The sequence below is a fragment of the Curtobacterium sp. KBS0715 genome (genome assembly GCF_005938005.2).
Lineage (GTDB): Bacteria > Actinomycetota > Actinomycetes > Actinomycetales > Microbacteriaceae > Curtobacterium > Curtobacterium flaccumfaciens.
The window spans coordinates 524,392-549,139 of sequence record NZ_VCCA02000001.1; the positions used below are offsets into that span (position 1 = coordinate 524,392).

The following is a 24,748-nucleotide window of genomic DNA, read 5'->3' on the forward strand; positions in this document are numbered from 1 at the left end:
AACCCGGGGAGCGGTCGGGGGACACCGACTCAGGGACCGGCAACGCACCGGGCGTAGACCGGGGACATGACCACAGGCACTGACACCACGAACCGTCCGGCCGCGTCCTCCGGCACCTTCCGCATCGGCGGCGACCTCGAGGTCAACCGGCTCGGCTACGGCACCATGCAGCTCACCGGTCCCGGCGTCTGGGGACCGCCGAAGGACCACGACGAGGCGATCCGCGTCCTCAAGCGCGCCGTCGAGCTCGGCGTGAACTTCTTCGACACCGCCGACTCGTACGGCCCCTACGTCGCCGAGGAGCTCCTCAAGGAGGCCCTGCACCCCTACGGCGACGACGTCGTCATCGCCACGAAGGCCGGCCTCACCCGCACCGGCCCGAACGTCTGGCCGCCCGTCGGCCGCCCGGAGTACCTCCGGCAAGAGGCGGAGATGAGCCTCCGCCGTCTGGGCCTCGAGCGCATCGACCTGTTCCAGCTGCACCGCATCGACCCGAAGGTCCCGCTCGAGGACCAGGTCGGCGAGCTGAAGAAGCTGCAGGACGAGGGCAAGATCCGCCACATCGGCCTGTCCGAGGTCTCCGTCGACGAGGTCAAGGCCGCGCAGGAGATCGCCACGATCGTCTCCGTGCAGAACCTGTACAACCTGCAGAAGCGTGACGCCGAGGAGCTGCTCGACTGGTCCGAGGAGCAGGGCATCGGCTTCATCCCGTGGTTCCCCCTGGCGACGGGTGGCCTGACCGGCGAGGACTCGCCGCTCACCGAGATCGCCGAGCGCAAGGGCGCCACCCCGGCACAGCTCGCGCTCGCCTGGCTGCTCAAGCGCTCCCCGGTGATGCTGCCGATCCCCGGCACGTCGAGCGTCGCGCACCTGGAGGACAACCTCGCGGGTGCCACCGTCGAGCTGACCGACGACGAGTTCGAGGAGCTGGCGAAGCTGGGTCACTGACCCTTCGGACGCGACCACGGGTCGCGAACGCGACCACCGGTCGGACGGGAGGCGCGGTGCCAGCTGGCACCGCGCCTCCCGTGCGTTTTCCCGCCCTGTCCAGATCCGTGCTTGCGCAGGTATACCGGGTATGTGCATACTCAGTATGGCCACGGTGGCCCGGGACAGGGGAAGTGTCATGAGCGTTCGGATGGGCGTACTCGCGCTGCTGGTGGGGGGACCCGGCTACGGGTACCAGCTCCGGGGGGAGTTCGAGCACCGCACCGGCGGGAGCTGGCCGCTGAACATCGGCCAGGTCTACACGACCCTGGACCGCCTGGAACGCGACGGCCTGGTGGCCCGCGGTGACGCCGACGACGACGGACACGTCGTCTACACGGCGACGGACGCGGGTCGCGCCGAGGTGGCGCGCTGGTTCAGCGAGCCCGTGCCGGCCAAGCGGGGCCGCGACGAGCTGGCGATCAAGTTCGCCCTCGCCGTGACCGTGCCCGGGGTCGACGTCGCCCGGCTGGTGCAGGTGCAGCGCGGCGCCGCGATCCGGAACCTGCAGGACCTGACGCGGCTGAAGCGGACGACCGACCCGTCGACGGACCTGGCGTGGTCGCTCGTGCTCGAGTCGATGGTGTTCCAGGCCGAAGCCGAGGTGCGCTGGCTCGACCACGTGGAGTCGAGTGTCGCGCGGTACCGGCCGGACGAGCACCCAGCGGCGCCTGCCAGTGCCGACACTGCCGCTGCCGCTGCGCGGAGCGCACGGTGACCGCCGCACCGCTCCTGCAGCTCGACGCCGTGAGCGTGCACTACGGCTCCGGCGCGAAGGCCGTCACGGCCCTGGCCGGTATCGACCTGCGGGTCGAGCGTGGCGAGATGGTGGCCGTGATGGGCACCTCGGGGTCGGGCAAGTCGACGCTGCTCGCCTGCGCCGGCACCCTGCTGCCGCCGACGAGCGGTGAGGTGCTGATCGACGGCTCCTTCGTGTCCGACCGTCCCGCCAAGGAGCTCGCAGCGCTGCGCCGCCGACTCATCGGGTTCGTGTTCCAGGACTTCAACCTGATCCCCTCGCTGACCGCGGTCGAGAACGTGGCACTGCCGCTCGAGCTCGACGGGTGGAAGGCCTCGCAGGCCCGCCGCGCCGCGGAACTCGCGCTGGACAACGTCGAGCTGTCGCACCGCGCCGACGCCTACCCGGACGACCTGTCCGGCGGCCAGCAGCAGCGCGTCGCGATCGCCCGCGGCGTGGTCGGGGAGCGTCGACTCGTGCTCGCCGACGAGCCGACCGGAGCCCTCGACTCGCAGACCGGCGAGGTCGTGCTCCGCATGCTCCGTCGGCACGTCGACGCCGGAGCCGGCGCCCTCCTGGTGACCCACGACGCCCGGCACGCGGCCTGGGCGGACCGCATCGTGTTCCTGCGCGACGGTCGGGTGGTCGACGAGACCGTGTACTCGGGCGTCGAGGCGGCGCTGACGGACCGGACCGCCTCGTGAGCCGTGGTCGGCGTGCCGGGACCGGCCGGACGCCGTTCGCCCTCCGACCGGCGCTCCGTCTGGGGCGTCGTCTGGCGTTCGCGAAAGCGGGCCGTGCGGCACTGATCATCGCGCTCATCGGGATCCCCACCGCCGGGTTCGCCGCCGTCGCCGTCGTGGTGCAGTCGACGCAGCCCACGGTGACCGAGCAGCTCGACCACGACCTCGGCCAGGCATCGGCGCAGATGCGGGTGTCCGGCCCGGACCTGCCCGGCATGGTGCAGGACCCGGTGCAGTGGCAGTTCACCGACTCGAAGCGGAACAGCCCCGTCACGAAGTCGGACGAGGACTCACCGTTCGCGAACGTCCTGGCCCACGTGCCCGACGGCGCGCTGGCGATCCCGGTCGGCGGCACGCCCGTCGTGGTGCAGGGTGCGCACGGCCCCGTCGGACTGACCGCGGTGGAAGGCAGCGTCTGGGACCCGTCGCTCGAGGGCCACTGGCACGTGCTCGACGGCTCCAGGCCGACCACGCGCAGCGAGCTCATGGTCACGCCGGCGACGCTCGACCGCCTCGGGGCGCGGATCGGTGACACGGTGGACCTGACCGACCCGGTCACCAAGCGCTTCACGATCACCGGGACCATGACCGACCTGGGGACGGACCCGGGGACGCAGGGGGTGTTCCTGCCCTGGGGCACGACGCTCTCGACGACCGACACCACCGACGACGTCGGGCTCGACGACGTCACCGTGTACCTGCCGTCGGACGCCCCGACGTGGTCGGAGATCCGGCAGCTCAACGCGCACGGCATCATCGTGCAGTCGCGTCCGGTCGTGCTCGACCCGCCCGACGCCCGGCTCCCCGGTGGGCAGCTGAACTCGACAGTCGGCTGGTACCTCGGGGCGATGGGGTTGCTCGGCGTCTTCGCGATGTTCGAGGTCGCCCTGCTCGCCGGGGCAGCGTTCCTGGTCGGCACCCGGGCGGACACCCGCTCGTACGCCATCGTCACGAGCGTCGGCGGCGACAAGCGGTTCGTCCGCACGATCGTCGCAGGGTCGGGCCTGGTGCTCGGGCTCGTCGGCGCGGTCCTCGGGGTCGCCGCCGGCACCGGGATCGGCGTGCTCGCGTTCCGGCTGGTCGACAACGGCAACGTGGTGTCGTTCCCCGGCTTGCACGTGCCGCCGCTCCTGCTGCTGTCGATCGCCGCCGCCGGGGTGCTCGCCGGACTCGTCTCCGCGCTCGTCGCCGCACGGTCCGCCACCCGGATCAACGTGCTCGCGGCGCTGCGGGGCTCGCTCCGTCCGGTGCCCGTCAGCCGTCCGGCCCGCCGTCGTCGGCGCATCTGGGGACCGCTGCTCGTGGTCCTCGGCGCCGTGATGACGCTGGCGTGCGGTGTCGGGGTGCTCATGCTCAACGACCGCCCGGTGCAGGAGGACCGGTGGGCCTACGTCGTCGGTGCCGGCGTCGCGATCGGGCCGTGCCTGATGCAGCTCGGGATCGCCATCTGCTCGCCGTGGCTGCTCGCCCTGGTCACCCGGCTCACTTCCCGCGCGGGGCTGTCCGCACGGCTCGCCGCCCGCGACGCCCGCCGCAACCCGGTCCGCACGGTGCCGGTGCTGGCGAGCGTGATGAGCGTCGTGTTCGTGGCGTCGGTCGTGATCACGTGGAGTGCGTCGAGTCAGGCCCAGTACGTCCGTGGCTACGAGTACTCCACGGCGGTCGGGGTCGCGACGGCCGAGGTGCAGACCGAGACGAAGGACGGTGGCAGTACCGGTCGCCACGACGCGGAGCTGACGGCGCACGCCGCGAAGGTGGTGTCCGGGGTCTTCGACCAGGACCGCATCCGGGTGCTCGGTGTCGCCCAGGGGCAGCCGGGCGACACCCCCTCGACCGTCACGATCCCGCACCGCTGGAGCGCGTACGACTGCCCCGCGAACGACACGACGAGCTGCTCGTACTACCTGGACACGGCGAGCGCGTCGAGTCCGCACATCTGGACCGGGACCGTCGACGACTACGCCGTGCTCACCGGGCACCGGCCGTCCGCCGCCGTCCGGAGCGCGCTCGAGGGCGGTCGCGCGGTGTCGCTCTGGCCGGAGTACGCCCACGACGGCGCGGTCCGCGTCGACACCTTCCACGACCGGACGTGGGAGAGCGAGCCCATCACCGAGCGGAGCCGACCGGCGGCCAGCGTCTCCATCCCCGCCGTGCTCGACGTGCAGACCCCGCGGATCCAGGTCGGCGTCTTCATGACGAAGGCGACCGCCGAACGGTACGGCGTCCCGGTGGTCGACGGCATGCTCGTCACGACGCTGCCCCACGACATCCAGCCGGCCCAGTGGGACGAACTGAGCTCGGCGTGGCAGAGCTTCGGCGGCGACGACCGTGCACGGTGGAGCGGCCCGTCGTTCATGTACGAAGCCGGCCCCACCGACAACGAGGCGATCATCCGGGCGATCGTGCTCGCACTGGCGGCGGCCGTGACGATCGGTGCGACGGCGGTCGCGATCGGACTCGCACGGTCCGACGGCCGGCGGGACGACGAGGTGCTCGACGCCATCGGTGCCGCACCACGCCTGCGCCGAGGGGTGTCGACGTGGCAGGCGGCGATCCTGGCCACGGTCGGCTCGGTGATCGGGACGCTCCTCGGACTCCTGCCGATCCGCGCCCTGACCCTGCGGTTCACCGAGAGTCCGGTCGGGGTGAACCACATGCCCTTCGTGCCGGACTGGCCGGTGCTGGCCCTGCTCGCGATCGGTCTGCCCCTCGTGGTGACGGCCGGGGCCTGGCTGACCTCGCGGGGTCGGCGGCGGGTGGCGGTGCGACGGGCGCACTGACGCCACGGGAGGCCCGTGGCGGCGTCGCCACGGGCCTCCAGTCCGTCACACGGTGAGCAGGAACGGTCGGGTCGCTGTGCCGGACCCGACCATTCCTGCTCACGAAGCGGCGAGCGCCGCGCTCACGCGAGCTCGGGCAGCGCCTCCGCGTAGGTGCGGAAGCCGCCGCGCTCCGTGTGGATCGCCCACAGGCGGTCGGCGATGGACTCCCCGGAGTGCTCGGGCTGCCCGTCATCGATGCCGAACGGGATGATGAGCTGGCCGACGTGGACGTCCTCGTCGCGGACGGCGTCGTGCAGCAGCTGCGCGTAGGCGCTCTCGGCCGCGAAGGCGACGGACGTTCCGGTGACGCGGGCGCCCGGTCGGACCGCGCTGCCGCCGTTGACGAACAGGATCGTGCCGTGGCCGATCGCGCGCATGCCGGGCAGCACCTGGCGGACGGCGTTGACCGAGCCGTAGACCGAGAACTCGATCGGGCCGACCAGGTCGTCCGCCGTGGTCTCGAGCACCGGGCGCATGTACTCCTTGGCGGGCAGCGGGCTGTACTGCAGCACCTCGATGGGGCCGAGCTGCTCGGTGGCGCGCTCGAGTGCGGTGCGCAGAGAGTCCCCGTCACGGACGTTGGCGGCGAACCCGGCGGCGGTGTGGCCGCGCTCACGCAGTTCGGCGGCGAGGCCGTCCAGCCGGTCCTGGTTGCGGGAGATCAGGGCGACGGCGAAGCCCTCGCGGGCGAAGCGCTCGGCGACGGCGAGGCCGAGGCCCTTGCCGGCCCCGACGATGGCGATGGTGGTCATGCGGTGTACTCCTCGTCGCTCACGTGCTCGAGCCAGGTGGTGGTCGTCGCCGGATCGTCGGCGGCCTCGAGCATCGCGAGGTGTTCCATGGAGTCGGTGGGGGTCGCGCCGTGCCAGTGCTCCTCGCCGGCGGGCGTGTAGACGGTCTGTCCAGCCTGCACCTCGATGACGTGGCCGTCCCGGGTGCCCATCCGCGCGACGCCCTCGGTGACGTGCAGGGTCTGGCCCCTGGCGTGCGAGTGCCACGCGGTGCGGGCGCCGGGCAGGAACCGGACCTTGGCGACGGTCATCGTCTGACCGGGCTCCTTCGGCGAGGCGATGGCGTCGAGGTACACGTCGCCGGTGAACTGCTCGGGCGGGTTCTTGACGGTCGGCTGCTTCGGTTCGATCTGCATGCCGACGACGGTAGGCCGCCGTGCGCACCGTCGGGAGGTGCCGTCAGACCCCCTCAGGGGTTTCCCGAACGCAGCGTGTGTGATCGACCCACGACCCCGGGAGGATCATCGTGGACACACCCGCCGGAACGCCCCGCAGCCGCCGCCTCTGGTCGCTGGCCGGCCTCGCCGCAGTCGCCGCACTGGCCCTCACCGCCTGCACGAGCGGAGACGGAACCGAGCAGGACGGGTCCGACCGCGGCGGTTCGCCGTCGGCGCGCGCGACCGCGCCCGCCGACCTGTCGGCCGGTCAGGTGGCGCTCGACGGTGACACCACCGACGTGGTCACCGGGCTGGAGGCCCCCTGGTCGGTGGTCCTGACGGGTGACGACGGCGACGCACTGGTCAGCGAGCGCGACTCGGCCCGGGTGCTCGAGCTGCGGTCCGACGGCACCACCCGCCAGGTCGGCACCGTCGACGGTGTCAGCCACGGCGGCGAGGGTGGACTCCTCGGGCTCGCGCTGCACGACGACGACCTGTTCGTGTACTCCACGGCCGACGACGGCAACCGGATCCAGCGGTACGAGCTGACCGGTGACACCGGGTCGTGGGGGCTCGGCGACGCGACGACGATCATCGACGGGCTGCCGAAGAACACGTTCCACGACGGCGGCCGGATCGCGTTCGGCCCCGACGACATGCTCTACGCGAGCGTCGGGGACGCCGGCGCGAGCACGGACGCGCAGGACGAGGACTCGCTCGCGGGCAAGATCCTGCGGCTCACCCCGGACGGCGACGTCCCCGCCGACAACCCGATCGACGGGTCGCCGGTGTGGAGCCTCGGGCACCGCAACGTGCAGGGCATGGGGTGGTCGTCGGACGGCACGATGTTCGCGTCGGAGTTCGGTGAGAACACCCACGACGAGCTCAACGTGATCGAGCCCGGGTCGAACTACGGCTGGCCCGAGGTCGAGGGCACCGGTGGCGAGGACCAGGGCTTCGTCGACCCCGTGCAGCAGTGGTCCACCGACGAGGCGTCCCCCAGCGGCCTCGCCGTCGTCGACGACACGGTGTTCATCGCGAACCTGCGGGGCGAGGTGCTCCGGGCGGTGCCGGCCGACGACCCCGGCACCGCGACCGAGTACTTCGCGGGTGACTTCGGGCGCATCCGCACGGTGCTGGAGGGCCCGTCGGACGCCCTCTGGTTCGTCACGAACAACACCGACGGCCGCGGGACGCCGTCGAGCGGGGACGACCGGATCGTCTCCGTCCCGTTCACGCGCACGTGAAAGGGGTTCCCGCAGCCCCTCGCTCGCGCCGGACGGGGCGAAGTACCGTGACGGCATGAACCACCGCGACGAAGCGCGCGACTTCCTCTCCAGCCGTCGCGCCCGCATCACCCCCGAGCAGGCCGGCGTCGAGACCTTCGGCACGCGTCGTCGCGTCACCGGGCTGCGTCGCGAAGAGGTCGCACGCCTGGCCGGCGTCAGCATCGACTACTACACGCGGCTCGAGCGCGGCAACCTGCAGGGGGTCTCGGACAGCGTGCTCGACGCCATCGGCCGAGCGCTGCAGCTCGACCCCGCCGAGCAGGAGCACCTGCGCGACCTGTCGCGGCACCAGAACGAGACCCCGCGTCGCGCCGGTCGTGTCGTGCCCGTCGCTGCCGTCCGACCCGAGCTGCAGTACCTGCTCGACGTGGTCACGGACGCCCCGGCGATGATCATCAACAACCGGCAGGACATCGTCGCCGCGAACGCGCTCGGCTTCGCGATGCACTCGGACCTGGTCGCGGCACCGGTGCGGCCGATGAACTTCTCGCGCTTCATCTTCCTGGACCCGCAGGCGCGCAACTTCTACCAGGACTGGCAGCGGGCCGCGCACACGAACGTCGCGATCCTGCGCCGCGAAGCGGGCCGGACGCCGAACGACAAGGACCTCGCTGCGCTGATCGGCGAGCTGTCGATGCGGAGCGACGACTTCCGCGGCCTCTGGGCAGCGCATGACGTCCGACGCCACTACGCCGGCGTGAAGTCGTTCCGGCACAGCGTCGTGGGGCCGCTCGAACTCCACTTCCAGACGCTCGAACTCGCCGAGGACCCGGGACTCGCGCTCACGATCTACCCGGCGACCCCGGGCAGCCCGACGGCCGACGCCCTGCGGGTGCTGGCCTCGTGGGCGGCGACCGAGGGCATCGCGGAGCGGGCGCGCCAGCTCGCCTGAGGCGGTGGTCGCGACCACCCCACTGACGGGCGCGGCCCGCTCAGCGGTGACGCGCCAGCGTCATGCGGGCCGCGCCGACCGAGCCTGCGAGGGAGGACGGCGCGGGCGGGCACCGCGCCTCCCGTCCGCTCGTGGTCGCGTCAGATCTCCGGGATCACCCGGTCGAACCGGCTCGTGTCCGTCCCGTCCGGGTCCGGGCCGTTGCGACGGCCGGTGTCCAGGGCGTCGAGCCGCGCGAGCTCGTCGTCCGTCAGCGCGAAGTCGAAGACGTCGAAGTTCTCGGCGATGCGACCGGGGTTCGTCGACTTCGGGATCGCGTTCCGCCCCTGCTGCACGTGCCAGCGGAGCATCACCTGCGCCGGCGTCCTGCCGTGCGCCTCGGCGATCGACCCGATCGTCGGGTCGTCCATCACGCTGACCCGCTCGTCGCCCCAGCCCGGGTAGAACGTGATGCCGCCGATGGGAGACCACGCCTGGTCGAGGATGCCCTGCTCGGCGTCGGCCCGCTGGACGTCCGGCTGGGTGAAGTACGGGTGCAGCTCGACCTGGTTGAGCGCCGGGATGACGTCGGACTGGTCGAGCAGGGAGCGCAGGTGGTGCGGCATGAAGTTGCTCACACCGATCGCGCGGACCCGGCCGTCGGCGTACAGGCGCTCGAGGGCCCGGTACGCCTGCACGGTCTGCTCGAAGCGGTCCGGCGCGGGCTGGTGCAGGATCAGCACGTCGATCGTGTCGAAGCCGAGCTTGCCGGTCGCCTTGTCGAAGGCGTGCAGGGTCTCGTCGAAGCCGTAGTCCGAGACCCAGATCTTGGTCTCGACCACGATGTCGTCGCGGTCGACGCCCGAGGCGCGGATGCCCTCGCCGACCTCGCGCTCGTTGCCGTACGCGGCGGCGGTGTCGATGTGGCGGTACCCGGTCTCCAGGGCCGTGCGGACAGCGTCCACGGTCTCCTCCGGGGCGCTCTGGAACACGCCGAAACCGATGGCGGGGATCTCGAGTCCGTTGTTCAGGGTGACTGTCTCCATACCGACGACGCTACGACCGCCGACCCCCTGCTGACGGGTACCAGCAACCCCTGCTTGCGGCACCCGGCCGGCCGTACCGTGGACGCATGGACACCAGAAGCGAAGTGCGCGACTTCCTCCGCACACGCCGCGAGCGGGTCACACCGCAGCAGGTCGGTCTGCCCGACTTCGGTGGGGTCCGCCGAGTCAAGGGACTGCGGCGCGAAGAGCTCGCACTGGTCGCGGGGATGAGCGTCGACTACTACGTCCGGCTCGAGCGCGGGAACCTGACCGGGGTCTCCGAGAGCGTCCTCGAGTCGCTGTCCCGTGCGCTGCGTCTCGACGATGCCGAGCACGCGCACCTGTTCGACCTCGCCCGTCTGCAGAACGCTTCGGGAGCCTCACGCCGGACGATCCCGACGTCGAAGGTCCGGCCGAACGTGCAGCGGGTGCTCGACTCGATCAGCGCCCCCGCCTGGGTCCGCAACGGCCGGTTCGACTTCCTCGCCGGCAACGCGCTCGCCCGCGCGGTGTACTCGCCGCTGTTCCTCTCGCCCTCCGGCACGCCGAACACCGCGCGCTTCGCGTTCCTCGACCCCCGCGGCCAGCAGTTCTGGCGCGACTGGGACGCGGTCGCCGGCGACGTGGTCGCCGCCCTGCGCGCCGAGGCCGCCCGCTCGCCGTACGACAAGGGACTGACCGACCTGATCGGGGAGCTCTCCACCCGCAGTGACGAGTTCCGGCGGCGCTGGGCCGCCCACGACGTGATGCGGCACCGGAGCGGTGTGAAGCGCGTGCACCACCCGGACGTGGGCGACATCGACATGAGCTACGAGACGATGGAGCTCGTCACGGACTCGGGGCTGACCATGGTCGTGTACGGCACCGAGCCCGGCTCGGCGTCCGAGGAACGGCTGCAGCTGCTGGCGAACCTCGCGGCGACGAGCGCGAACGGTGCGACCGGTGCGACGAGTGCGGCGTCGGCGTCGGCGTCGGCGTCGGCCACTTCCACTGCGGCGGCGGAGGACGCGTGAACGAGACCGAGTCCGTCGAGACCGTCATCACGGCTCCGTCGACCGGGTTCGTCAGCCGACTGCGGTTCCGGCTGCGCGCCGAGCAGGAGATCCACGAGCTCACCCGTGACCGCGAGCTCGAGGAACGGGTTCGAGCCGAGGCAGCCGTGCGGCTCGCGCCCGGGCCGTGGCACCTGGGGGAGCTGTTCCGTCGGCGGTGACGGCTGAGGGGGGAGGACAGCACCTGTCACGGCCCCGCGGTCGGCCCTAGCGTCGAGGACATGACCTTCGCCGACACCGACCCCGAGTTCGCCCGGTACCACGCCGACTTCGTGGACGAGACCCTGCGGAACGCCTCACTCAGCGAGCACGACCGTGTGGTCGTCCAGCTCGGTGCGACGATCGCGGCCGAGGCACCGACGGCGTTCCGCGACCTGCTGGAGGCGGCGCTCGACGGCCCGCTCTCGCCCACCGAAGCGAAGGAGATCGTGTACCAGGCGGTGGCCTACGTCGGCTCCGCACGCGTCGGTGACTTCCTGTCGATCACCAACGCCGTGCTCGTCGCCCGCGGGGTCGCTCTGCCGTTGCCCGGGCAGTCGACGACGACCCCGGCGGACCGGCTCGAGCGCGGCCGAGCGGTGCAGGGTTCCGTCGTCGGTGCGGCCCGCGTCGACGCCATGTACGAGAACGCCCCCGCGGACGCCGTGCACTTCCAGCGGTTCCTGTCCGGCAACTGCTTCGGGGACACCGTCGGCCGGGACGGTCTGTCGCTGCCCACCCGTGAACTCCTGACCTTCGCGCTGCTCGCGGCGCTCGGCGGGGCCGACGCGCAGGTGCAGGGGCACGTCGCCGGCAACCTGAACGTCGGGAACACCCGCCAGCAGATGCTGGACGTCCTGACCGTGCTCGTCCCGCTCATCGGCTACCCGCGCACGTTGAACGCCCTGGCCGCCGTGAACGAGGGAGCACCCGCAGCATGAGCACGGACCACTCGATGTCGACGGGCCGGACCCTGCTCTTCGCCGTCGCCGGGGGAGCAGCGGTCGGCAACCTGTACTGGTCGCAGCCGCTGCTCGACGACATCGCATCGTCGCTCGGCACCTCGGCGTCACTCGCCGGGCTGCTCGTCACGCTCACCCAGGTCGGCTACGCCCTCGGCATCCTGCTCGTCGTGCCGCTCGGGGACGTCCTCGACCGCCGGCGCCTCATCCCCTGGGTGCTCGTCGCCTCCGCCGTCGCGCTGCTGCTCGCCGCGATCGCACCGACCTTCGCGACACTCCTGGTCGCCCTGGCGCTGGTCGGGCTGACGACGGTCGCGGGGCAGCTCCTCATCCCGCTGGCCGGGGACCTCGCCGACCCCGCGCAGCGCGGACGCGTCGTCGGCACGATCGCGTCCGGGGTGCTCACCGGCATCCTCGTGTCGCGGACGATCAGCGGCCTGGTCGCGGACGCGTTCGGGTGGCGCGCGATCTACGTCCTCGCCGCCGTCGTCGCGGTCGTCCTCGCCGTGTTGCTGCGGCGGGCCATCCCGGAGCTCGACGCCCGCGGCAAGGTGGCGTACCCGCAGCTCATCCTGTCGGTGTTCCGTGCCGTCCGGACCCACCGGACCGTCCAGGTCACGCTGGTGATCAGCTCCTCGGTGTTCGCCGTGTTCACGATGTTCTGGACCGCCCTGACGTTCCTGCTGAGCAGCGACCCCTACGACTTCTCCACCAGCAGCATCGGGTTGGTCGGCCTGGTGGGGCTCGCGGGTGCCGTGGCGGCGCAGCGGGTCGGGCGACTGCACGACCGCGGGCTGTCGGTACCCGTCACCGGCGGAGCGATCGTGCTCCTGCTCGTCTCCCTGGTCGTCGCCGGGATCGGTGCGCACTCGATCGTCGTGGTGCTGCTCGCCGTGCTGCTGCTCGACGTCGCCGTGCAGGCCGCGAACGTGCTCAACCAGACCCGGCTCTTCTCGGTCGACCCAGCCGCGCGGAGCCGGCTCAACACGGCGTTCGTCACCTCGAACTTCATCGGCGGCGCGATCGGTTCGGCCATGGCGTCGGTGCTGTGGAACGCCGGGGGCTGGACGGCGGTCACGATCGGCGCCGCGGTGCTGGCGGGGTTCGCCGCGACGGTCTGGGTGGTGCACCGGGACCGAGGGCTCGTGGTCGTGCCGGAGCGGGCCTGAGTCAGATCGCCAACTCGACGTCACGGCCGTTGACCGTGACGATGATGCGTGGGTTCTCGGCACCGGTCGCGGTGATGTAGCTCCGGAGAGTGGAGAGCAACATGTCCTCGCGCCGTTCCATCTGCGACACCGCCCCCTGACTGATACCGAGCTCGTGTGCGATCTCGGCTTGCGTGCGCTTCCCCGCTTCACGCACCATCGCCAGGCTCATCGCGTGGACTCGGTCCAGGTCGTCGGCCTCGGTCTCGAGCGCGGCAACAGCGTCCGCGATGTCCGGCTGCCTCAGGAGACGCTCGACGCGGTCGTTCCCGCGGACGAAATCCTTCTTGCCCATCATCGTTCCTTCGTTTCGTCGAGCCAGTGGTCGATCAGTCGGTCGGCTCGGGTACCCACAGTGTCGTAGAAGACGTCTCCCATCGATGCCTTGTCGCCCGAGAACAGCGCCACGACGACCCGGTCCTGAGTGGGCGGGAACCAGCAGATGACGCGCAGGGCGACACCCGGAACGTAGGGATGCGAGACACGCCACACGAGGTGCTTCCGTGACTGGCGGACCCGCTTGATCATCGCCGTGTCCTGGACCGGTGCCTCCTCGAGATCTCGGAGTCGCTTCAGCATGAACGTCAGGAGCTGCAGGCGCCTCCGTCCACGCGGGCTCGTGTCGGCCTCGAGACGATCCAGCTGGTCGTTGAACTCGCGCGGCCAGTCGATCTCCATGCACTGACATTACCCACAACTCATAATAGCTGCAACTAATAACATCCGCAAGGGGTTCCGCAGGGCTCAGACCCCGGGGCTCAGCGGACGAGGGGGTTCGTGACCTCGAGCTCGCCGTGGTCGACGAGCCAGCGCACGGCGTCCAGCACGGTCTCCTCGGCGGTGAACGCCGGCGCGTAGCCGAGCAGACGACTCGCCTTCTCGGTGCTGAAGACCTGGCTGCGGGACAGGTGCTCCCAGCTGGCGTCGGCGTGTTCCGGAGCCGTGGTCTCGCGGAACCGGTCCCAGCTGACGGAGTCGAGCCGGGCCTCCTGGCCGAACCACGACGCTGCCAGGTGGGCGTACCCGCGCGCGGTGAGCGCCGTCGGAGCCGTGACGAAGAAGTCCTCGCCCGCCGCCGCATCGCGGTGCTCGACCGCGAGCTGGAACGCCTGCGCGACGTCGTCGGCGTGCACGTGGGCCATCGTCTCGGCGCCGAGACCGGGGACCTCGAGCGGTTCGCCGGCGGACAGCTTCGTCAGCACCGAGGTGTCGAGGTTGCCGAGCGGACCGATCGGCGTCCAGCCCGGACCGCTGATGTGACCGGGATGCAGCGACGTCGTGACCAAACCGCCTGATGCGGTTTCTTCCTTGAGCATCCGGGCGATGGCGTCCTTCTGGACGCCGTAGTCGCCGAACGGCGGCGTGGCGTTCTGCTCGGTGATCGGCAGCACGTGCGAGACACCGGCGCGCCAGATCGAACCGCAGTGCACCAGGTGCGTGCCGGTGCCGCGGAGCGCGTCGACCAGCGCTGCGGCCGACGACTCGGTGAAGCAGACGAGGTCGACGACGGCGTCGGCACCGAGCGCGGCGATGCGGCTGCCGAAGGTGCCGTCACGGTCCTCCTGCTCGCGGTCGGCGGTGATCCGCTCGACCTGCTGCCACTCCGGGGCGTCGGCGTAGGGGGTGCTCGTGCCGCGCGTGACGGCGACGACGCGGTGCCCCGAGCGGACGAGACGGGGGACGAGGAACGAGCCGATGTGGCCGGTGGCTCCGATGACGACGATGTGCATGGTGGCCACCGTAGGCCGAGGCGTGCGGATCGTGAGCAGGAACGGTCGGGTGCGGCGGTGCGACCCGACCGTTCCTGCTCACGAAGCGCGCCGAGCGCCACGCTCAGTCGGCGGTGATGACCTTCACGGAGCCGGCGATGGTCGCGGCGTCCTCGGCGAGCGCGACGACGGGGTCGGGCAGGCCGGCGCCCCCGAGGGCCTTGCGCACACCCCAGCCGACGAAGCTGCCGACGAGGGCACCGACGCCACCGAGGATCGCGCCCTCGATCCGCAGGTCGCGCTTGCCCGTGGTGCCGAGGGCGGCACCGGCGAGGGCACCGGACGCGACACGTCCGAGCAGCGCCGAGGGGGCGATGCGGTTCGGGGTCTTCGGCAGCTTGTCGCCGATGAGCTCACCGACGGCGGAGGCCACGAGCAGCCCGCGGCCGACCGGGGTGCTGAAGACCTTCCACTGCTGCCACGAACCCTTCAGCGAGGACCGGTCGTGGTTCAGTGCGAGGACGGCGAGCGGGGTGGCGCTCCGGCCGCCGCTCATGATGCCGAGGACCAGGGTGCGGACCAGGGTGTGCTGCTCGTGCTGCTTGCTCATCGTGACTCCTGTCGTGTTGCCCCCGACGGTACGCACGGTGACCTCGCGTGTTCCGAGCATCGCGAGCGATCGCCGGGCGGACGTCCGGCGATCGCCGAGCGGACGTCCGGCGTTCCCCGGGTACGGAGCCTCCCCGAGTAGCGTCCGGCGCATGAGCAACGTCATCGTCCTCGGCGGCCACGGCAAGGTCGCACTCCTCGCCACCCGCATCCTGTCCGAGCGCGGACACACGGTCACCTCCGTCATCCGGAACGCCGACCAGTCCGACGAGATCCGGGCGCACGGCGGCGAACCGCACGTCGCGGACATCCAGCAGCAGTCCCTGAACGACTTCGCCGAACTGATCCGCGGGCACGACGCCGTGGTGTGGTCGGCCGGTGCCGGTGGCGGTTCCGTCGACCGGACCTGGGCCATCGACCGCGACGCTGCGGTGCTGTCGATCCAGGGGGCGAAGCAGGCCGGCGTCGACCGCTACGTGATGGTGTCGTGGTCCGGGTCGCAGCTCGACCACGGGATCCCCCAGGACCAGGACTTCTTCGCGTACGCGCAGTCGAAGATGATCGCCGACGCCGTGCTCCGCGACTCCGGGCTGCAGTGGACGATCGTCGCGCCGAGCACCCTGACCGACGACGAGCCGACCGGTTCCGTCGACTGGGACGGCTCGTCGACCGAGGTGCCGCGCGGTGACGTGGCGCACGTGGTCGCCGACGTGGTCGAGAACCCCGGCACGGCCGGCAACACCTTCCGGTTCAACACCGGGTCGACGCCGGTGGCGGAGTTCCTGCGCGCCGACGCGGTCTGACCGGGACCTCCAGACCCACAGACAGACACGGACGGGGTCGCGGCGGTTCTCCGCCACGACCCCGTCCGTGTGTCTGCAGGGCGTCGAGCTCAGTAGAGCGTCGAGATGCCCGTCATGTCGCCGCGGCCGAGCGTGCGCCCACCGAGGTCGCAGTACCCGCCGGACGGCTTCATGACCTGGCCGGTGCCGGAGTCGACGTGCCCCAGTCCGTACAGGTGGCCCCACTCGTGCGTCGCGACAGCCTGGGTGTCGAAGCGCGTGCCCGAGCAGGTGGCCGTCGAGCTCCACTGGAAGCCGGTGGCGTAGCGCTGGTCGGCCTCACGGGCGTTGCCGTCGCCGTCGTACCAGACGCACGTGACGCCGAGGGTGCCGGAGGGGAGCTTCCCCCAGCCCATCACGTTGTAGCCGTTGCTCGACGCGCAGCCGCCGCTCGCGGTGAAGTTCGGCGCCTGCTTGGCGAGACGCAGGTAGGTGTTGCTGGCGGTCGACGTCACGGTGCGGCTGCACGCCGAGATCTTCCCGGTCCACGTGGTCGCGGCCTTGCGCAGCGCGTCCTTGGCGTACGTCGACTTCTGGCCGGTCTCGTTGTAGTACCACTGCACGGTGCCCGGCCAACGGTAGCCGGGGCTCCCGGCCGGCTTCCACGCGGTGCTCGTGCACTTCGTGGTCGCGGCGGTCGCGGCACTCGACGTCGCCGTGGCGGCCTGGCCCTGCGCGCGCTCCTGCTGCACGGCGGGGGCGGACCCGCGCCATTCCTCGTCGACGCGGACCGCGACGCCCGCTGCCCCGTTGTTCGCGACGACGATCTCGGCGAGCTCGGGTGCGCCCGGTGCCGAGGTGCTGCTCGCCATCACGCTCTCACCCGGAGCGGGGAGTGCGAAGGTGCGTCCGTCGGGCGTCACGACCGTGCCGGAGGTCGCCGTGCAGCCGCTCTCGAGCGTCTGCACGGACAGGGTCCCGGGGGCGCAGCTCGTGCCGGCCCCCGGGGTCGCCGCCTGGGCGGGTGCTGCGGTCAATGTGAGACCGGCGAGGATCGCGACGATCGCCCCGGTGCTCAGCGCGTTCCTGACAGGACGCATGGTTCCCTTCCAGCGGCAGGCCACGTGGCCCCCGCTCCTGATCGGGATCCATGCTCGCCGATGACCCCGCACCGGGTCCAGGACTGCGCTGCGGGGACACGCCCCCAGTCAGGGGCGGCGCTCAGGCCATCTGCGAGTAGAAGCGCTCCGGTGCCTCGGCGAGCGACGCCTTCACCATCCGGCTCCAGTCGTCGACGAGCACCTCGGCCGCGCCGCGCTCCACACCGTCGAGTGCCGCACGGGCCACGTCCGTCGGGTCCGTCTTCGGGCCGTCGTAGTCGCCCATCATGTCGGTGTCGGCCGCACCGAGGTGGAGTCCCTGCACGCTGATGCCCCGGTCGGCGAGCTCCAGGCGGACGGCGTTCGTCATGTTCCACTCGGCCGCCTTCGCCGCGGCGTAGCCACCGGCGCCGGGCGCCGCAAACCAGGACAGTGCCGACAGCACGTTGACGATCGCGCCGCCGCCGTTCCGCTCGATCACCGGCGCGAAGGCGCGGATCATCGACAGGCTGCCCCAGAAGTGGGTGTCCATGGCCTTCCGGACGATGGTCAGGTCGTCGGTCACCAGGGAGCCCTGCGTCGAGATGCCGGCGTTGTTCACGAGCAGCGTCACGTCGCCCGCGGCGGCGGCCACCGCGTCGACCGAGGCCTGGTCGGTGATGTCGAGGGGCAGCGCGACGACGCCCTCGACGTCGACGAGTTCGGGGCGGCGTGCGGTCGCGTAGACCTTCGACGCCCCGCGCTCCAGCAGCTCCAGGGCGAAGCGGCGTCCGATGCCGCGGTTCGAGCCGGTGACGAGTGCGACCGATCCAGCGATGTCCATGGTGTCTCCTCCTGCCGCGCGGGTGTCTCCTGCAGCGGCTCGGCTACGCTAAGACCTCACATTCATGTCAGGGGCAAGCCCGGATCGGAGCACACATGCGCATCGGCGACCTCGCGGCCGAGACCGGCGTCAGCGTCCGCTCGCTGCGGTACTACGAGGAGCAGGGACTGCTCACCGCGTCGCGCACCGCGAGCGGGCAGCGGATCTACACGGACGCAGCCGTCGAGCGGGTCCAGCTCGTGCAGCAGCTGTTCGCCGCCGGGCTCGCGAGCCGCACGATCGTGCAGCTGCTGCCCTGCGTCGACCGTGGGGAGTCGACGCCGGAGTCGTTCGCACTGCTCCTCGCGGAGCGGGACCGGATCACCGCGCAGCTGGCCGAGCTCGAGGCGGTCCGGGGGCGGCTCGACCAGGTCATCGCGATCACCGAGCACCCGACCGCCGAGCACTGCCCGGCGCTGCGTGACCGGCCTGCGGAGCCGGTCGCGGCCTGAGACGCGGCACCCGGACGGACGGGAGGCCCGTGGCGGGTCCGCCACGGGCCTCCAGTCCGCGTCCTGGTCACGACCAGGGCCGCAGGTGCGGCGTCAGGGCTGGAACACCTGGATCTGGTCCAGCTCGGCGAACCCGGTCCCCTTGGTGAAGGTGAGCGTGTTCGCGCCGGCCTTCAGGGTGACCGTCTTCTGCGCCCATCCGAACCGGCCCCAGTTGACGGTCGGCGCGTAGCTGACCGAACCGGCCGAGGTCCCGTTGACCGCGAGCGCGTGGGTGCTCGTCGCACCCGTGCCGTTGTCGTACCGGACGTTCACCGTGTACGTCCCCGCGGTCGCGGCCTGCACCGTGAACTGCACGGAACTCGTCGCGTTGTTGATGTTGCCGACCTTCGCGCCGCCGACGGCGTCGGCCTGCGTGACGGTGCTCGTGTCGTTCCGGACCGCAGACTCGGCCTCGTACCGCTGCGCGTTGATCGGGATCGACCCGACCCGCACGTCGTTGTAGGTGGTGGTGAGGTTCTCGACGTTCGTCGCCTGGTACAGCGTCTTGCCGTCGGCGCTCGAGTCGAAGCCCTGGGCGAAGCCGCTGAACGTCCCGCCCTCGGCGTCCCGTGCGTCGTACGTCACCGCGTACGGGAGCTGCTCCCACGAACCCGTGCCCTGGTTGCGGTTCACGACGAAGTTCTGGCCACCGTCGATGTTGCCCGCACTGTCGAGGGACCACTTGGACGAGACGACGATCATGCCGTTGGCGTTGCCGGCGGTCGGGACCCAGCGCACCTCGGGCGACGACCCGACCCCACGGCCGTCCGGCAGCGCGATCTTGGTGCCGATGCTCGTCTCGGGGCTCCAGTTCAGGCCGTCCGGTGAGGTCTTGAAGTACACCGGCGCCGTGTTGTTCGTCTGGCTCGGCCGGTTGACGACCTCGAACGTCGCCACGTAGTTGCCGTTCGGGATCCGCGTCACCGTGATCATGCCCGGACGGTCGCTCTTGTTGGTCGGTGCGGACACGTTGACCAGGCCGCCCCAGGTCAGGCCACCGTCCGTCGAGCGCCGGTAGCTGACGGCCTGCAGGACGTTGTTCGCCTTCTGCCGCTCGTCCGAGAAGTAGGTGACCAGCCCGCCGTTCGCGTCGACGGCGACGGACGGCTCCCACACCGTCGAGGTCGTCGAGGTCGGGCTCGGGTCGTACGTGGCCGGACCGCCGGTGTCGACGGTGCTCACGAAGGACCAGGTCAGCCCGTGGTCGAGGCTCTTGTACATGACCAGTCGGCTGCTCGAGCGGTCGGTGGGCATGATCATGCCGCTCAGCAGCAGTGTGCCGGCCGGCATCGTGCCGAGCTGGATCGGGGTCTCGTACAGCGAGGGCTGCGCGGTGCGGGTGAGCGTCGGGAACTGCGTGCTCGGCTTGACCGTGGCGACGCGGCTCCACGAGGTGCCGTTGTCCGTGCTCCGGTAGATCGGGTAGACCTGCACGCCGTTCTCGAGCACGAGCTGGTCGAAGGTGACGAACTGCTGGCCGTTGGCCGATCCGCTGTTCTTCAGGACGATGTTCTTCGCGTAGGTGGTACCGGCAGCGCGGCCGCCCTCGGGGTTGAACGAGGAACCCGCTGCCGGCGAGTACACGAGGGCTCCGTTGCCGGTCGTGACCGCCTGAGCGGGGAGGGGGCCGGCGACGCCGGCGACGAGGGCTGCCGCGGCGGCGGCAGCGGTGACGACGAGCGCGAGCGTTCGGCGTCGACGAGGCGCCGGAGCGGCGCCGAGGCGGAGGGACATGGTGCTCCGTTCGGTTGGTGGTGCGGTGGTGGTGCGCGGAGGCGGACTGGAGGCGCGGGTCCGACCCGACCCGCGCCTCCCGTCCGTCACGGGGTCGCGGACAGGGCCGCTGCCACGGCCCGTTCCTGTCGCGTGTGCGCGGCGAACGCGTCGGCGACCGGGTTGCGACGACGGTCGAGGCCGCCGGCGCCGTCCTCGACGAGGTCGAAGAGGCCCATCGTGAGCAGGTGCTCCTGGCGAGGGGCGTCCGTGTGCCGCCAGGTCCACTCGTACATGTCGAACAGCGGCCACCAGGTGTAGCCGACGACCGGCACCCCCTCGTCGCGGAGCTCCCGCACGGCCGTGACCGACGCGTCCAGCCAGCCGATGCGCTCCTCGACCGAACCGGTGACGCACGTCTCCGTGAGCATGACCGGGGCACCGTAGCGCTCGGCGTAGGTGGTGAGCACGTCGCGGAGCCCCTCGACCCCGGTGTCCTCGTAGGGGCGCGGGTCGGCGAACCCGCCGCCGTGGTGCACCCCCGCCTCGAACACCTCGGTGGAGTGCAGCGGGTAGTAGTTGACGCCCATCACGTCGGGCCGGACCGCGTGCTGCCGGAACCAGTCGAGGTCGGCGTCGGTGACGCCCCCGGACCGGAGCCGCCCGACCAGGGGGTGCGCGTCGTCGACGCCCCCGGTGACCAGGTCCTCGACCAGGAACGTCTGGGCGCGCAGGCGGGCGACCGTGTCGCGGTGTTCCGGGGCGTCGACGTCTCCGACGTACCGGATGCCGGCGTCCACGTGCACGAAGGTGGCGGCGTCTCCGAGTTCGCGGGTGATCGCGTGCTGCGTCGAGACGAACCCCTTGGCCAGGGCGGAGGCGATCCGGGCCGACCCCTCGGCGCCGGTCAGGTACGGGGGCCAGTACCCGTACTCACCCGAGAACAGGGCGTGGATGACGGGCTCGTTGACGGGCGTGTAGTCGGTGGCGACGTCGCCGTACCGCGCCGCGAACCGGGCGGCGTACTCGGTGACGTGCGCCGGGTAGTCGGGGTGGGCGAACTGCCCGTCGAGCCAGAGCGGTGTGCCGTAGTGCAGCAGGTCGACCACGGGCCGCAGGCCGGTCTCGCGGAACCGCGCCATGACGCCGTCCACCCACGACCAGTCCCAGACGCCGGGCTCGGGGGCGACGCGGTACCAGGGGACGCCCCAGCGCAGGAGTTCGGCGCCGACGTCGACCGCCAGCCCGAGGTCGGCGGCGTACTGCCGGTAGTGGTCGGTGAGCTCGTACTCGTCGATGGGCCGTTCACCCGGTCGGGCCTGCGGGACGAAGGTGTCCTCGATGCCCAGGGCGAAGTGCAGCCTGCCGTCGTCGGACCAGTGCATGGTGTCTCGTTTCGTGGTGGGCACGGCCGCTCCGGGCTCGTGCGGGGTCGTCGTCACTTGAGCCCGGTGCTGGCGACGCTCTCGATGAAGCGGCGTTGCACGAGCAGGAACATGACGGCGAGGGGCAGCACGGCGATCAGGGCGCCGGCCATCATCACGCCCTGCGGGATGATCCCGCCGGGTCCGGTCAGCAGGGTGAGGCCGGACGTGATGGTCCCCATGTCCTGGTCGGTGGTGAACACCAGCGGCCAGAGCAGGTCGTTCCAGTTGTTGACGAAGGTGAAGATGCCGAGGGTGAGCAGGGCGGGGACGGCGTTCGGCAGGACGACGCTCCGGAAGATCCGCCACTCCGAGGCCCCGTCGATCCGCGCCGCGTTGTCCAGGTCGCGGGGGAGCGACACGAAGAACTGCCGCAGGAAGAAGATCCCGAAGGCGTCGGCCGCCCGAGGAGCGATGAGCCCCGCGAACGTGTTCACCCACCCGAGGTCGGACACCAGTTGGTAGATCGGGATGAGCGTCGCCTGGAACGGGATCATCAGGCTGGCGACGATCACGATGAGCAGCACCTTGCTGCCCCGGAAGTCGAGCCGTGCCAGGGCGTAGGCGGCGAGCGCGTCGAACGCCAGCGCGAACACCGTCACACCGCCGGCGAAGGCGAAGCTGTTCAGGATGAGCCGCCCGAACGGCAGCTGCGTGAAGATCGCCCGGAAGTTGTCGAGCGTCCAGGTGTGCGGGAACAGCGTCGGCGGGTAGGCGTTGACCTCGCTCGCCGGTTTGAACGCCGTGAACACGATCACGAGCACGGGGAGCAGCACCGCCAGGGTCACGACGGCCACGGCTGCGAAGCCGAGCCAGCGCATCGACGGCTGTCGACGGGCCACGGTGCTGCGTCGGACGACGGTCGCGGGACGGGGGAGCGCGGTCATGATGCGGTGTCCTCTCCGCGCTTCCCGAAGAACAGGAACTGCACGAGGCTGAGCAGCAGGGTCGCGATGAGGAGCACGTACGCCAGGGCGCTCGCGAACCCGAGGTCGAGGTCCTTGAAACCGGACTGGTAGATCTGCATGACGATCGTCTCGGTCGACCGGTACGGACCACCGCCGGTCAGGACGTAGATCTGGTCGAACGCCTGCAGTGCGGCGATGAGGGCGACGATCACGACGAACGCCATCGTGTTGCTCAGCATCGGGAAGGTGACGTTCGCGAACCGCTGGCGGCCGTTCGCTCCGTCGAGCTGCGCTGCCTCGTACAGGCTCGTGGGGATCTCCTGCAGCCCGGCCAGGAAGATCACCATGTAGAAGCCGAAGTTCTTCCACACGGCCACGAGCACCACGGTGGGCATCGCGAGCGTCGGGTCCTGCAGCACGTTGCCGAGCCGGATGCCGACGAGCTGCAGCCAGTGGTTCAGCAGGCCGATCTGCGGGTCGAGCAGGTACGACCACGCGAACGCGGCGACGGCCAGGGACACGATGAACGGCAGGAACAACGCCGACCGGAAGAACCCGCGGAACGGCAGGGCCGGGTGGTTCAGCACGAGGGCGAGCACCAGGGCGACGACGATCGCGACGGGGGTGAAGAGCACCGAGTAGAGCGCGGTGTTGCCGATGGACCGCAGGACGTCGGGGTCGGTGAAGACCCGGACGTAGTTCGCGAACCCGATGAACGACGGGTCGCCGAACCCGCTGGCGTCGGTGAACGACAGCCGGAGCGCCGAGAGCATCGGCCAGAGCACGAACGCCCCGAGGATGACGATCGCGGGTGCGAGGAACCCGACGATGGTGGCGCGGCGGCGGAACGTGCCGTTCAGGGGCGATCGTCCGCCGAGCTGGCCCGGTGGTCGGTACCGACGGCGTCGGCCGAGTTGCTGCGTGGTCACGAGGGTCCTCCGAGGGCCGCTGCTGCTACTTCAGGGCCGACTGCACGTCGGCGTCGGCGGTGGCGAGGAGCGATCCGGGGTCCCCGCCCGCCATCGCCTTCTGGGTCGCGGTGTCCACGGCGGTGAGCACGTCAGCGCTGTCGACCACGCCGGGCAGGAGCGGGATCGTGGTGCCCGGCAGCCCGGTGAGCGTCGCGACGGTCGGGTTCTCGTCGACGTCCGCGGCGGTGACGTCGGTGCGGAGCGGCGGCCAGCCGGACCCGAGGGCCCACTTGGTCGCGACGGACTGCTCGTTGAAGTAGCGCAGGAACCGCTCGGCCGCGGCCTGCTTCGCGTCGTCGGTCTGGGCCGTGACACCGAGCGAGATGCCGATGGCCGAGGCCACCTGCGCTTCGGGGCCCGCCGGGATCGCGGCGATGCCGTAGTCGATGTCCGAGGCCTCGGCGACGCCGGCCATCCAGGGGCCGCCGATCTCCATGGCGGTCTTTCCGGCCGTGAAGAGCTTGTCCGCGGCGATGCCGTCGACACCGGTCGGCGAGATCTTGTCGTCGCGCACCGCCTTCGCCCAGTACTCGAGCGTCTCGGCGTTCGCGGCGGAGTCGATGGTGGACTTCGTGCCCGCCTCGTTCGTGATCGATCCGCCGTTGCCGGCGAACAGGCTCGGCCAGATGCCGTTGCCGACGGTCTGGTGGTCCGGCAGCACGAGCCCGTACTGCTCGGGGGTGCCGTCGCCGTTCTCGTCCTTCGTGAGCTTCTTCGCGTCGGCGACCCACTCGTCCCAGGTGGTCGGGAAGGAGTCGATGCCGGCCGCTGCGAACAGCTTCTTGTTGTAGATCACGGAGAGCGGGACGAACCCGCTCGGCACCCCGTACTCCTTGCCGTCGACCCGCTCCATCGCGACGGCCTGTTCCTTCAGGTCCCCGGTGTTGTTGGCGTCGTCGGCGTAGAAGTCGCTGAGGTCGACCAGCGCCTTCTTCTGCGCGTAGACCGGCAGCCGGTCGGAGGTCATCGCGACGAGGTCCGGGCCCTTCTTCGCGGACAGGGCGGGGAGCATCGTGTCGTCGATCACGGCCCAGGTCTTCGTCTGGGTCGTGATGGTGACCTTGTCCTGCGAGGCGTTGAAGTCCTTGACGATGCCGTCCAGGACCTTGCCGTCGGCCTCGGTGTAGCCGTGCCAGAACGTCAGGTCGACGTGGCCGCCGTCACCCGACGACCCGGGGGAGCCGGCGCACCCGGCGAGGGAGAGCGACGCCGCTGCTGCGAGCGCGACGACCGCGATGTGCTTCTTCATCGAAAACCTGCCATCCGTCCGGCACGTCGGTGTGCGGACCTCGTCCATGCCGGATTTACAC

General features: G+C 71.1%; 26 protein-coding genes. 12 read left to right on the plus strand and 14 right to left on the minus strand.

Annotated elements, in window-relative coordinates:
• Positions 1 to 66 precede the first annotated feature (66 nt).
• The 4 genes from FFG40_RS02605 to FFG40_RS02620 all read left to right on the plus strand — a co-directional run bounded on the left by FFG40_RS02605 (position 67) and on the right by FFG40_RS02620 (position 5,249).
• Entirely contained in the window at positions 67 to 948 is an 882-nt protein-coding gene (locus FFG40_RS02605; RefSeq protein WP_027466858.1) for an aldo/keto reductase, read from the plus strand.
• 178 nt (positions 949 to 1,126) lie between these two features.
• On the plus strand, positions 1,127 to 1,705 hold the full coding sequence (locus FFG40_RS02610) for a PadR family transcriptional regulator (protein ID WP_260678771.1): 579 nt from the start codon (positions 1,127 to 1,129) through the stop codon (positions 1,703 to 1,705).
• Positions 1,702 to 2,430: an ABC transporter ATP-binding protein gene (locus tag FFG40_RS02615; RefSeq protein WP_138802144.1), complete on the plus strand. Its 729-nt coding sequence runs from the start codon at positions 1,702 to 1,704 to the stop codon at positions 2,428 to 2,430. The genes FFG40_RS02610 and FFG40_RS02615 overlap by 4 nt, the downstream gene beginning before the upstream one ends.
• The gene (locus FFG40_RS02620; protein ID WP_138802145.1) at positions 2,427 to 5,249 is read left to right on the plus strand and encodes an ABC transporter permease; all 2,823 of its coding nucleotides are present in this window, start codon (positions 2,427 to 2,429) and stop codon (positions 5,247 to 5,249) included. Before FFG40_RS02615 ends, FFG40_RS02620 begins: the two co-directional genes overlap by 4 nt.
• A gap of 122 nt (positions 5,250 to 5,371) precedes the next feature.
• On the opposite strand, the gene FFG40_RS02625 is transcribed toward FFG40_RS02620, so the two are convergent.
• Together FFG40_RS02625 and FFG40_RS02630 are read right to left on the minus strand one after the other, a co-directional pair.
• Positions 5,372 to 6,043 (minus strand): SDR family oxidoreductase, encoded by a 672-nt coding sequence (locus FFG40_RS02625; protein ID WP_138802146.1) that lies wholly within the window; start codon positions 6,041 to 6,043, stop codon positions 5,372 to 5,374.
• Entirely contained in the window at positions 6,040 to 6,438 is a 399-nt protein-coding gene (locus FFG40_RS02630) for a cupin domain-containing protein (RefSeq protein ID WP_138802147.1), read from the minus strand. Before FFG40_RS02630 ends, FFG40_RS02625 begins: the two co-directional genes overlap by 4 nt.
• Positions 6,439 to 6,548: 110 nt before the next feature.
• On the opposite strand from FFG40_RS02630, the gene FFG40_RS02635 reads away from it, so the two are divergent.
• Together FFG40_RS02635 and FFG40_RS02640 are read left to right on the plus strand one after the other, a co-directional pair.
• The gene (locus FFG40_RS02635) at positions 6,549 to 7,706 is read left to right on the plus strand and encodes a sorbosone dehydrogenase family protein (RefSeq protein ID WP_138802148.1); all 1,158 of its coding nucleotides are present in this window, start codon (positions 6,549 to 6,551) and stop codon (positions 7,704 to 7,706) included.
• Between the two features lie 55 nt (positions 7,707 to 7,761).
• On the plus strand, positions 7,762 to 8,640 hold the full coding sequence (locus tag FFG40_RS02640) for a helix-turn-helix transcriptional regulator (RefSeq protein ID WP_138802149.1): 879 nt from the start codon (positions 7,762 to 7,764) through the stop codon (positions 8,638 to 8,640).
• Positions 8,641 to 8,780: 140 nt separating this feature from the next.
• On the opposite strand, the gene FFG40_RS02645 is transcribed toward FFG40_RS02640, so the two are convergent.
• Positions 8,781 to 9,665, minus strand: coding sequence for an aldo/keto reductase (locus FFG40_RS02645; RefSeq protein ID WP_138802150.1), 885 nt, complete (start codon positions 9,663 to 9,665; stop codon positions 8,781 to 8,783).
• An 86-nt stretch (positions 9,666 to 9,751) separates the two neighbouring features.
• Here FFG40_RS02645 and FFG40_RS02650 point away from each other — a divergent pair, with 86 nt between their 5' ends.
• Genes FFG40_RS02650 through FFG40_RS02665 form a run of 4 tightly spaced genes read left to right on the plus strand, consistent with a single transcriptional unit; the run spans position 9,752 to position 12,827 of the window.
• Entirely contained in the window at positions 9,752 to 10,678 is a 927-nt protein-coding gene (locus FFG40_RS02650; RefSeq protein ID WP_185974065.1) for a helix-turn-helix transcriptional regulator, read from the plus strand.
• A complete protein-coding gene (locus tag FFG40_RS02655; protein WP_027466866.1) occupies positions 10,675 to 10,878 on the plus strand; it encodes a hypothetical protein in 204 nt (67 codons plus the stop codon). Before FFG40_RS02650 ends, FFG40_RS02655 begins: the two co-directional genes overlap by 4 nt.
• 60 nt (positions 10,879 to 10,938) lie before the next feature.
• Positions 10,939 to 11,637, plus strand: coding sequence for a carboxymuconolactone decarboxylase family protein (locus FFG40_RS02660; protein ID WP_138802151.1), 699 nt, complete (start codon positions 10,939 to 10,941; stop codon positions 11,635 to 11,637).
• On the plus strand, positions 11,634 to 12,827 hold the full coding sequence (locus FFG40_RS02665) for an MFS transporter (RefSeq protein ID WP_138802152.1): 1,194 nt from the start codon (positions 11,634 to 11,636) through the stop codon (positions 12,825 to 12,827). Before FFG40_RS02660 ends, FFG40_RS02665 begins: the two co-directional genes overlap by 4 nt.
• A gap of 1 nt (position 12,828) precedes the next feature.
• Here FFG40_RS02665 and FFG40_RS02670 read toward each other — a convergent pair whose 3' ends face one another.
• From FFG40_RS02670 to FFG40_RS02685, 4 genes are all read right to left on the minus strand, one after another.
• Positions 12,829 to 13,161 carry a sigma factor-like helix-turn-helix DNA-binding protein gene (locus FFG40_RS02670; protein WP_206647601.1) on the minus strand — a complete coding sequence of 111 codons (333 nt, stop codon included), beginning with the start codon at positions 13,159 to 13,161 and terminating at the stop codon, positions 12,829 to 12,831.
• Positions 13,161 to 13,544, minus strand: coding sequence for a hypothetical protein (locus FFG40_RS02675; protein WP_138802153.1), 384 nt, complete (start codon positions 13,542 to 13,544; stop codon positions 13,161 to 13,163). Before FFG40_RS02675 ends, FFG40_RS02670 begins: the two co-directional genes overlap by 1 nt.
• An 80-nt stretch (positions 13,545 to 13,624) precedes the next feature.
• Positions 13,625 to 14,596 (minus strand): NAD(P)-dependent oxidoreductase, encoded by a 972-nt coding sequence (locus FFG40_RS02680; protein ID WP_138802154.1) that lies wholly within the window; start codon positions 14,594 to 14,596, stop codon positions 13,625 to 13,627.
• A 103-nt stretch (positions 14,597 to 14,699) separates the two neighbouring features.
• A complete protein-coding gene (locus tag FFG40_RS02685) occupies positions 14,700 to 15,185 on the minus strand; it encodes a DUF4126 family protein (protein ID WP_051597019.1) in 486 nt (161 codons plus the stop codon).
• A 151-nt stretch (positions 15,186 to 15,336) separates the two neighbouring features.
• Here FFG40_RS02685 and FFG40_RS02690 point away from each other — a divergent pair, with 151 nt between their 5' ends.
• Entirely contained in the window at positions 15,337 to 15,987 is a 651-nt protein-coding gene (locus FFG40_RS02690) for an NAD(P)H-binding protein (RefSeq protein WP_138802156.1), read from the plus strand.
• A gap of 89 nt (positions 15,988 to 16,076) precedes the next feature.
• Here the strand turns inward: FFG40_RS02690 and FFG40_RS02695 are convergent, their stop codons facing one another.
• Both FFG40_RS02695 and FFG40_RS02700 read right to left on the minus strand, forming a co-directional pair.
• Positions 16,077 to 17,066, minus strand: a complete 990-nt coding sequence (locus tag FFG40_RS02695; protein WP_138802157.1) for a matrixin family metalloprotease — start codon at positions 17,064 to 17,066, stop codon at positions 16,077 to 16,079.
• A 121-nt stretch (positions 17,067 to 17,187) separates the two neighbouring features.
• Positions 17,188 to 17,889, minus strand: a complete 702-nt coding sequence (locus tag FFG40_RS02700) for an SDR family oxidoreductase (protein WP_138802158.1) — start codon at positions 17,887 to 17,889, stop codon at positions 17,188 to 17,190.
• A gap of 95 nt (positions 17,890 to 17,984) precedes the next feature.
• Between FFG40_RS02700 and FFG40_RS02705 the strand changes: the two genes are divergently transcribed.
• The gene (locus tag FFG40_RS02705) at positions 17,985 to 18,380 is read left to right on the plus strand and encodes a MerR family transcriptional regulator (protein ID WP_138802159.1); all 396 of its coding nucleotides are present in this window, start codon (positions 17,985 to 17,987) and stop codon (positions 18,378 to 18,380) included.
• Between the two features lie 93 nt (positions 18,381 to 18,473).
• Here FFG40_RS02705 and FFG40_RS02710 read toward each other — a convergent pair whose 3' ends face one another.
• The 5 genes from FFG40_RS02710 to FFG40_RS02730 all read right to left on the minus strand — a co-directional run bounded on the left by FFG40_RS02710 (position 18,474) and on the right by FFG40_RS02730 (position 24,687).
• A complete protein-coding gene (locus FFG40_RS02710) occupies positions 18,474 to 20,156 on the minus strand; it encodes a CBM35 domain-containing protein (protein WP_138802160.1) in 1,683 nt (560 codons plus the stop codon).
• Positions 20,157 to 20,242: 86 nt separating this feature from the next.
• A complete protein-coding gene (locus FFG40_RS02715; RefSeq protein ID WP_110865361.1) occupies positions 20,243 to 21,520 on the minus strand; it encodes a family 1 glycosylhydrolase in 1,278 nt (425 codons plus the stop codon).
• A gap of 53 nt (positions 21,521 to 21,573) precedes the next feature.
• The gene (locus FFG40_RS02720; RefSeq protein WP_071404106.1) at positions 21,574 to 22,446 is read right to left on the minus strand and encodes a carbohydrate ABC transporter permease; all 873 of its coding nucleotides are present in this window, start codon (positions 22,444 to 22,446) and stop codon (positions 21,574 to 21,576) included.
• A complete protein-coding gene (locus tag FFG40_RS02725) occupies positions 22,443 to 23,396 on the minus strand; it encodes a carbohydrate ABC transporter permease (RefSeq protein ID WP_035809298.1) in 954 nt (317 codons plus the stop codon). Before FFG40_RS02725 ends, FFG40_RS02720 begins: the two co-directional genes overlap by 4 nt.
• A gap of 25 nt (positions 23,397 to 23,421) precedes the next feature.
• Positions 23,422 to 24,687 carry an ABC transporter substrate-binding protein gene (locus tag FFG40_RS02730; RefSeq protein ID WP_071404107.1) on the minus strand — a complete coding sequence of 422 codons (1,266 nt, stop codon included), beginning with the start codon at positions 24,685 to 24,687 and terminating at the stop codon, positions 23,422 to 23,424.
• Positions 24,688 to 24,748 lie beyond the last annotated feature (61 nt).

Coding starts and splice junctions, on each gene's coding strand:
- FFG40_RS02630 (WP_138802147.1), bottom strand. CDS start 6,438: ATGCAGATCGAACCGAAGCAGCCGACCGTCAAGAACCCGCCCGAGCAG.
- FFG40_RS02720 (WP_071404106.1), bottom strand. CDS start 22,446: ATGACCGCGCTCCCCCGTCCCGCGACCGTCGTCCGACGCAGCACCGTG.
- FFG40_RS02650 (WP_185974065.1), top strand. CDS start 9,752: ATGGACACCAGAAGCGAAGTGCGCGACTTCCTCCGCACACGCCGCGAG.
- FFG40_RS02710 (WP_138802160.1), bottom strand. CDS start 20,156: ATGTCCCTCCGCCTCGGCGCCGCTCCGGCGCCTCGTCGACGCCGAACG.
- FFG40_RS02645 (WP_138802150.1), bottom strand. CDS start 9,665: ATGGAGACAGTCACCCTGAACAACGGACTCGAGATCCCCGCCATCGGT.
- FFG40_RS02700 (WP_138802158.1), bottom strand. CDS start 17,889: ATGGACATCGCTGGATCGGTCGCACTCGTCACCGGCTCGAACCGCGGC.
- FFG40_RS02730 (WP_071404107.1), bottom strand. CDS start 24,687: ATGAAGAAGCACATCGCGGTCGTCGCGCTCGCAGCAGCGGCGTCGCTC.
- FFG40_RS02690 (WP_138802156.1), top strand. CDS start 15,337: ATGAGCAACGTCATCGTCCTCGGCGGCCACGGCAAGGTCGCACTCCTC.
- FFG40_RS02640 (WP_138802149.1), top strand. CDS start 7,762: ATGAACCACCGCGACGAAGCGCGCGACTTCCTCTCCAGCCGTCGCGCC.
- FFG40_RS02695 (WP_138802157.1), bottom strand. CDS start 17,066: ATGCGTCCTGTCAGGAACGCGCTGAGCACCGGGGCGATCGTCGCGATC.
- FFG40_RS02675 (WP_138802153.1), bottom strand. CDS start 13,544: ATGGAGATCGACTGGCCGCGCGAGTTCAACGACCAGCTGGATCGTCTC.
- FFG40_RS02625 (WP_138802146.1), bottom strand. CDS start 6,043: ATGACCACCATCGCCATCGTCGGGGCCGGCAAGGGCCTCGGCCTCGCC.
- FFG40_RS02680 (WP_138802154.1), bottom strand. CDS start 14,596: ATGCACATCGTCGTCATCGGAGCCACCGGCCACATCGGCTCGTTCCTC.
- FFG40_RS02610 (WP_260678771.1), top strand. CDS start 1,127: ATGAGCGTTCGGATGGGCGTACTCGCGCTGCTGGTGGGGGGACCCGGC.
- FFG40_RS02605 (WP_027466858.1), top strand. CDS start 67: ATGACCACAGGCACTGACACCACGAACCGTCCGGCCGCGTCCTCCGGC.
- FFG40_RS02715 (WP_110865361.1), bottom strand. CDS start 21,520: ATGCACTGGTCCGACGACGGCAGGCTGCACTTCGCCCTGGGCATCGAG.
- FFG40_RS02665 (WP_138802152.1), top strand. CDS start 11,634: ATGAGCACGGACCACTCGATGTCGACGGGCCGGACCCTGCTCTTCGCC.
- FFG40_RS02705 (WP_138802159.1), top strand. CDS start 17,985: ATGCGCATCGGCGACCTCGCGGCCGAGACCGGCGTCAGCGTCCGCTCG.
- FFG40_RS02685 (WP_051597019.1), bottom strand. CDS start 15,185: ATGAGCAAGCAGCACGAGCAGCACACCCTGGTCCGCACCCTGGTCCTC.
- FFG40_RS02660 (WP_138802151.1), top strand. CDS start 10,939: ATGACCTTCGCCGACACCGACCCCGAGTTCGCCCGGTACCACGCCGAC.
- FFG40_RS02670 (WP_206647601.1), bottom strand. CDS start 13,161: ATGGGCAAGAAGGATTTCGTCCGCGGGAACGACCGCGTCGAGCGTCTC.